This window comes from Streptomyces sp. NPDC056061 (assembly GCF_042266885.1).
Lineage (GTDB): Bacteria > Actinomycetota > Actinomycetes > Streptomycetales > Streptomycetaceae > Streptomyces.
Window position 1 is genome coordinate 191,356 of the sequence record NZ_JBHJWQ010000015.1, and the last position, 6,490, is coordinate 197,845.

The 6,490-nt window shown below is 69.7% G+C and carries 6 protein-coding genes and 1 pseudogene; 1 reads left to right on the plus strand and 6 read right to left on the minus strand.

What is annotated here, in order from left to right; all coding sequences use genetic code 11:
* Nucleotides 1–97 precede the first annotated feature (97 nt).
* On the plus strand, nt 98–520 hold the full coding sequence (locus tag ACFC79_RS22030) for a hypothetical protein (RefSeq protein ID WP_376242573.1): 423 nt from the start codon (nt 98–100) through the stop codon (nt 518–520).
* A 257-nt stretch (nt 521–777) separates the two neighbouring features.
* Here ACFC79_RS22030 and dnaK read toward each other — a convergent pair whose 3' ends face one another.
* From dnaK to ACFC79_RS22060, 6 genes and pseudogenes are all read right to left on the minus strand, one after another.
* Complete coding sequence (gene dnaK, locus ACFC79_RS22035) at nt 778–2,646, minus strand: molecular chaperone DnaK (RefSeq protein WP_376242575.1); 1,869 nt, start codon at nt 2,644–2,646, stop codon at nt 778–780.
* A 110-nt stretch (nt 2,647–2,756) separates the two neighbouring features.
* Entirely contained in the window at nt 2,757–2,951 is a 195-nt protein-coding gene (locus ACFC79_RS22040) for an Hsp20/alpha crystallin family protein (RefSeq protein WP_376242577.1), read from the minus strand.
* Nucleotides 2,952–3,242: 291 nt separating this feature from the next.
* Nucleotides 3,243–3,452, minus strand: a complete 210-nt coding sequence (locus ACFC79_RS22045; RefSeq protein WP_376242579.1) for a hypothetical protein — start codon at nt 3,450–3,452, stop codon at nt 3,243–3,245.
* Nucleotides 3,453–3,478: 26 nt separating this feature from the next.
* Nucleotides 3,479–3,673 carry a DUF6233 domain-containing protein gene (locus ACFC79_RS22050; protein WP_376242581.1) on the minus strand — a complete coding sequence of 65 codons (195 nt, stop codon included), beginning with the start codon at nt 3,671–3,673 and terminating at the stop codon, nt 3,479–3,481.
* Nucleotides 3,630–4,166 (minus strand): annotated as a pseudogene (locus ACFC79_RS22055) (biotin/lipoate A/B protein ligase family protein); the annotation flags it as partial. The gene ACFC79_RS22050 and the pseudogene ACFC79_RS22055, both read right to left, overlap by 44 nt.
* A 455-nt stretch (nt 4,167–4,621) precedes the next feature.
* Nucleotides 4,622–5,773: a glutamate--cysteine ligase gene (locus tag ACFC79_RS22060; RefSeq protein ID WP_376242583.1), complete on the minus strand. Its 1,152-nt coding sequence runs from the start codon at nt 5,771–5,773 to the stop codon at nt 4,622–4,624.
* Between the last annotated feature and the right edge of the window lie 717 nt (nt 5,774–6,490).

Below are 6,490 nucleotides of genomic sequence, written 5' to 3' on the forward strand. Positions count from 1 at the left end.
ACGTGACCGACTCTGCCGCTGCGCGGCTTCCGGGCCGCGCGTCTTGACCCTCAGCGTCTTGCCGTTGGCATCCTTGGCGATCTTGCCGTCAGAGCCAATGAGCAACAATGAGATCGAGGTCCTCTTCCGCAGCTTCAACACGTCCAAGGGATTCAGGCAGGACGCCACCCACCAAGCCGCTCCTGAGCTGATCAAGTCCCAAAAGGCGCTCGCCACCGCGAAAGCGGTCGCCGACAAGTCCGAGGCGGACCCGCTGTACCAGCAGGCCCGTGCCGAGCGCGGCGGGTACGACACCTGCGTCACCGACCGGGTCGCCAAGCCCGGGGCCCAGAAGAAGATAACCTCCGCCACGACCACGACGCATACCGAGCAGCACAAGCAGGCGCTGCGCCAGATCCATGTCGAGCCCGACTGGTGGCATCCGCTTCGAGGTGGCGTCGAGTACCGGGAGCAGCCCGGCCAGGACGTTGGCCACCGCGATCTCCCGGATCGCCAGGCGGTCGCGCTGCACCCTTCGTAGTTGTCGTACTCGGCCTTCAGCCGCTGGAGGTGATCGGTGCGCTCGGCGAGCTGCGCCGCCAGTCCGGCTGCCCGGTCGGCCACCGCCGGAGCGTGCTCGGCTCCCGGAAGGGCGCGCTCCTCGCCGTGCTTCGTCTTCCGCTCGGCTGCCGTATGGTCGGGCTTCCTCGGCTGGAGTGACCGGATCGATGCGCTGGTTGTCCCGTACCACCACAGGTGGCGTCCGCTTCTGCGGTGGCCGGGACTTGTTCGGCCCGCTTATCCCGCACCTCCTTCTGCGCTCTCGTCATCGACGATTTCCGCGTCGACGACGTCTTCCTCACCGCTCGCAGACCCGTCCTGGGAAGCGGAACCGGAACTGGCTCCGCTCGCGGCACCCTGTTTCTGGGCGTAGAGGGAGCTGCCGATCTTCTGCGAGACCGCTGCCGCCTCCTCCAGGGCGGTGCGGACCGCGGCGGTGTCCCCGCCCTTCAGCTTCTCCTTGACGTCCGCGAGGGCTGCCTCGGTCTCCGCCTTCACGTCGCCGGGGAGCCTGTCCGCGTTGTCAGCGAGGAGTTTCTCGGTCTGGTAGACGAACTGTTCGGCCTGATTGCAGGTCTCCGCGTCCTCACGTCGACGGCGGTCGTCCTCGGCGTGTGCTTCGGCGTCGCGCATCATTTGGTCGATCTCGTCCTTCGGCAGGGCGGAGCCGCCGGTGACGGTCATCTTCTGCTCCTTGCCCGTGCCCAGGTCCTTCGCGGTCACGTGCATGATGCCGTTGGCGTCGATGTCGAATCCGACCTCGATCTGCGGGACGCCGCGCGGGGCCGGCGGCAGGCCGGTCAGCTCGAACATTCCGAGCCTCTTGTTGTACGCCGCGATCTCGCGCTCGCCCTGGTAGACCTGGATCTGCACGGACGGCTGGTTGTCCTCGGCCGTCGTGAAGATCTCGGAGCGCTTGGTCGGGATCGTGGTGTTGCGCTCGATGAGCTTGGTCATGATGCCGCCCTTGGTCTCGATACCGAGGGACAGTGGGGTGACGTCGAGCAGCAGGACGTCCTTGACCTCGCCCTTGAGGACACCGGCCTGGAGCGAGGCGCCGATGGCGACGACCTCGTCCGGGTTCACACCCTTGTGCGGGTCCTTGCCCGTCAGCTCCCGTACCAGCTCGGTCACCCCGGGCATCCGGGTCGAACCGCCCACCAGGATCACGTGGTTGATCTCGGAGACATCGATCCCCGCATCCTTGACCGCGCTGTGGAACGGACCCTTGCAGCGGTCCAGCAGGTCCTGAGTGAGCTGCTCGAACTCGGCCCGGGTGAGCTTCCCGTCCAGATGCAGCGCGCCCTCGGACGACGCGGTGATGTACGGCAGATTGATCGACGTCTCGGTTGCTGCGGACAGTTCGATCTTCGCTTTCTCCGCGGCCTCGCGCAGCCGCTGCGTGGCCATATTGTCCTTGGACAGGTCCACGCCGTACGCGTTCTTGAACTGATTGGTCAGGTGGTCGACGATCCGCTGGTCCCAATCGTCACCACCCAGATGCGTGTCACCGTTGGTGGCCTTCACCTCGACCAGGCCCTCGCCGATCTCCAGCAGCGAGACGTCGAAGGTGCCGCCACCGAGGTCGAACACCAGGATCGTCTGGTCCTGCTCCTTGTCCAGGCCGTACGCGAGCGCCGCGGATGTCGGCTCGTTGATGATCCGCAGCACCTTCAGGCCCGCGATCTCACCGGCCTCCTTCGTCGCCGTGCGCTGGCTGTCGTTGAAGTACGCGGGGACGGTGATGACGGCGTCCGTCACATCTTCACCGAGGTACGCCTCGGCGTCCCGCTTCAGTTTCTGCAGCACCCGCGCCGAGATCTCCTGCGCCGCGTACCGCTTGCCGTCGATGTCACCGGACTCCGGGAAACGCCACTGCGTCTCGCCCATGTGCCGCTTCACCGACCGTGCGGTGCGCTCGATGTTGGTCACCGCCTGGCGCTTGGCGACCTCACCGACCAGCACCTCACCCTTCTTGGAGAAGCCGACCACCGACGGCGTGGTCCGGGCACCCTCTGCGTTGGTGATGACGGTTGGCTCGCCACCCTCGAGGACGGCGACCACGGAGTTGGTCGTACCCAGGTCGATGCCTACCGCCCGTGCCATCACTCGCTCCTTTCAATGTGTTACACGACTGCGGGCTGCTTGACGGCAGCCGGAACAGCGGTTCGAGGGGGCGGGGACGAAGTGCTGCCCGCGCCTCGGCTTCGCTGCACTCAGGCGTTGATCTCCTTCGGGTAGCAGTTTCCGGCCCTGATCTCGATCGTCCGCGGCTTGGCCCGCTCCGCGGACGGAATGGTCATTCGCAGCACGCCTGCTTCGTAGGCGGCGGTGATGCGGTCGGTGTCCAGCGTCTCGCCCAGCGACAGCTGTCGGCTGAAGGCTCCGGTCAGGCGTTCGGCGATCAGCACGTCGCTGTCGTCGCTGGACGCGCCGGTCCGGCGCTCCGCCCTCGGGTGAGCACGTTCCGCTCGACACCCGGGTCGTTGGAGTCGGGCTCGACACTGGGGAGATCCAGCTCGACGACGAAGTCGTCGCCTTCCCGGAAGGCTTCGATCGGGATTCCCGGCGCCCCGCTTGGAAGCGGAACACCTGCCGCGTCAGCCGGTCCATGTCGCGGAAGGGATCGATTCGCATGACCATGCCGACATCATCTATTTAACTCTTCACAACAAACCTGCCGAGCGGACTGACCGTATTCGTCACGCTGCTTCGTACCTGTGCGCTCGCCCGCCGCGCCATTCGATCCAGTGCGGGTCGTCGACGATTTCCCAGGCGTCATTGAGCCCGGCACGCCTCAGAAATTCGACGAGGTCGCTGTCATTACGGGCGAGCCCGACGACCTTTCCATTGATAGCGACCCTCCGTCCGCCAGTGCGGCACAGGCCGTGAACGACTATCGGGACGCTCATCCCTCCAGGATGCGCCCGGCTGCTGCTCACAGCACTCCGAGCTCCGTGTCCGGTCGGCAGTGCGCGCACGCCCGGATCCCCTCGGCGAGAGCGGCGAGGGCCTGCTCGCGACTGATCGGCAGGTGACGTTTCCCGATGGCTTTAGACGGCGATCTCGTAGTGCCTTTGCGTTGCGACGAACATGGCACCGCCACCGGAGATGCGGCGGACAACCGTGACATCGTGGCGTTCGGCGCCCGCCGGGTCCACCTCGTAGCGCAGCGACTGGAAGCTGCCGATGATCACAGCGGGCGACGCCCACTCCCACACCCGGAGCGTGGGCGGGCGGTGGCCCGCCGCCACCTCGGCGGTGATGACCTCGTCGAGCGCCATGTGCAGCTCGGGGGACTGCGGAGCCTCGTGGATGAGCTGCCAGTCGTAGTCGTTCCACTCGGTGGCATGTGCGAGGGCCCGGCGCACGGCGACGGCGACGCCCTCGGAGGTGAGACCCAGCATCACCGTCGAGGCGGGCAGCGCCGCGTCGATCCGGGCGGCGAGTCCGGCGGTGTCGGTGTTGGCCGGAGCGCCCTCCAGCGCCGCGTCGATCGCCAGGATCGCCTCGTCCGGTTCCAGGAAGAAGTCCCCGGCCACCCGCACGTTCCGCAGCGCACCGCCCTCGACCTCCAGATCGACGACGACGAGCTTGCCGCCCGGGACCTTGTACTCACCATGCACGGCCGTGCGTCCAGACCCGCCGAATCTTCCGCGATGCGGCGCCGATCAGGCAGGACGCCGCTGCCGGTGGAGTCTAGTGCCGTGACCGGCACGGTTCACCGCCGCGCCCCGAGCCGCCCCGGCGGACGCGGCGGCGAGCGGCCCGAAGGCCCTCGGGCGACGGCGAGTGCACCGGGGCACGGGCGGCCGACGGGGGCGGTGTCGTCCGACGGGCGGCGCCTCGGCCGTGCTCCGGCTCCCGTCCTGCCGTCGCACCGGGCCCGACATCGTGGTGTGCCATGGCGTCGCGGGCGTCGGTCCGCGCCGATGTCCGATGTCCCAGGACGTGGGGCGGGGCGGCCGGGGAACTGCCGGCCGGTGGTCGGGCGCGGCCGACGGCCGGGTCGGCCCAGGCGGGATGCGCCGTCCCGTACCGCCGCCCGCCCGTGTCCGGAGCGGGACCGGATCGTCCGAGGTCAGGGGCGCTGTACGGGCGATGGCGCGCGGGTCTGCTCGACGAGCAGGGCGGTGACGTCGCTGAACCGGCCGCGGCGTGCGTGGGCGGCACGCTGGCGGTGGGCTCCGCTGCCGGAGCGGAGCAGTCGATCGACCAGGCCGGTGACGACGGCGGTGTCACCGCAGGCGTCCAGCCCGGGAAGCGCGGCCTTCACCGAACGGTCGAGCAGTGCGCGGGCCGGCGCCAGGGCACCGGTGGCGGTGTCCAGGCCGTCCCCCTCCAGGCCGTCGTGCGCGGCACGCCACAGGGCGAGGCGGAGCACCTGGTCGGGTACCTCGGGGGCGGGGCGGCCGTCGGCGACGGCGCGGAGGGCGGTGGCGGCCAGGCCGCGGACCAGGAGGCCGAGCAGCAGCGCCTCCTCGGCGGTGGCGGCCACGTCGGCGACGCGGATCTCCAGTGTGGGCAGACGCGGGGCGGGGCGGATGAACCAGTAGACCATCCCCGTGTCGAGCGCGGCACCGCAGTTCAACAACGCGTCGACGGCACGGTGGTAGTCGTCCGAGGTGCGGAACAGTGGCGGTGGTCCGGCGGAGGGGAGGCGGGACCACAGGATGTTGCGCCAGCTGGCGTGACCGGTGTCCCGCCCCTGGTAGTAGGGGGAGTTGGCGCTGATCGCGAGCAGGGCGGGCAGGTGGGGGCGTAAGTGGTTGGAGACGGCCAGGGCGGTGGGGAGATCGGGCATGCCCACGTGCACGTGACAGCCGCACACGGTGTGGGACTCCACCAGGTCGCCGAAGCGGCTGCTGATGCGGTGGTACCGGGGCTTGTCCGTGAGTGGGAGGTACACGGGGGCGCCGTACGGCGCGCAGCCGACGGCGGCGAGGCCCAGGCCGTGGTGTTCGGCGGATTCGGAGAGCGCGTGGCGTGCCGCCGCGACGTGGTGGCGGGCCTGGGCGGCGGAGCGGCAGACGGGGGTGGCGGCCTCCACCTGGAACCGGGTGATCTCCTCGGTCAGCGCACCGGCGGCGGGGGCGGCACCGCGCAGGACGAGGGGCGCCTGAGCCGCCGGGCGGCCCGTTCCCGGGTCCAGCAGCAGGAATTCCTCCTCGATACCGAAGGTGGGCGGCGAACCGTCGTGCGTGTTCGGCGAGTTGGTGCGACCGTGTGCCATATGCGACTCCGTTCCTGCGGGGCGGAGGGAGCTTCCCCGCATCAGAAAGCTGGTGTCGTCGCGACCGGGCCGGGCGATGGGCAGCTCCGTGTCCGGGGCGCGTTGGTGGGGACGCGTGCCTGACGATGTGTCGAACATGGGGCCGAGTCAGGGTTGCATGTTCGAGTCGGGGTGGCCAGGCCGCCCCGGCCGCGGAGGGTGCGGTTCGGGACGTGGCGTCGATCGTCGCGGCTCGGCGGTGGGCACACGAGTCCGTGACGGGGCGGTGCGCCGACGGCCCATTCCCGTGCGCAGGTGCGAATGGGGTGCGGGTGACGCAGCGCTGCGTGTGGTCCCGCTCGTGGACGCCACCTGCCGGAATCCGGAGCGCGCGGCACCGCAGGGCCGGGAAAACGGGTGATCGTCCCCGGGGGCCCGAGAACGGAACGGCTCTCGCCACCGCGGTGGGAAGCCGGTCGTGCCGCCGGTGTCGCTCTCCCGTCGTGCGCGGCCGAAAAGAGCAGGGGCGGTGCCGGGCGGAGCGAACCCGACGGCCGGGAGACCGGCCGCGGCGTCTCATGAGGTGATCCATGAGCCGCCGGAGGGTGGCCGGATCGGTGGACCGGTCCACCCGTTCCCGCGAACGGTCCGGGGCCGTGTGGTGGATGTGGCACCACACGGCCCCGGACCGTCGAGGAAGCAGGAAGAAACAGGGAGGAACGGGAGGGGATCAGCCCT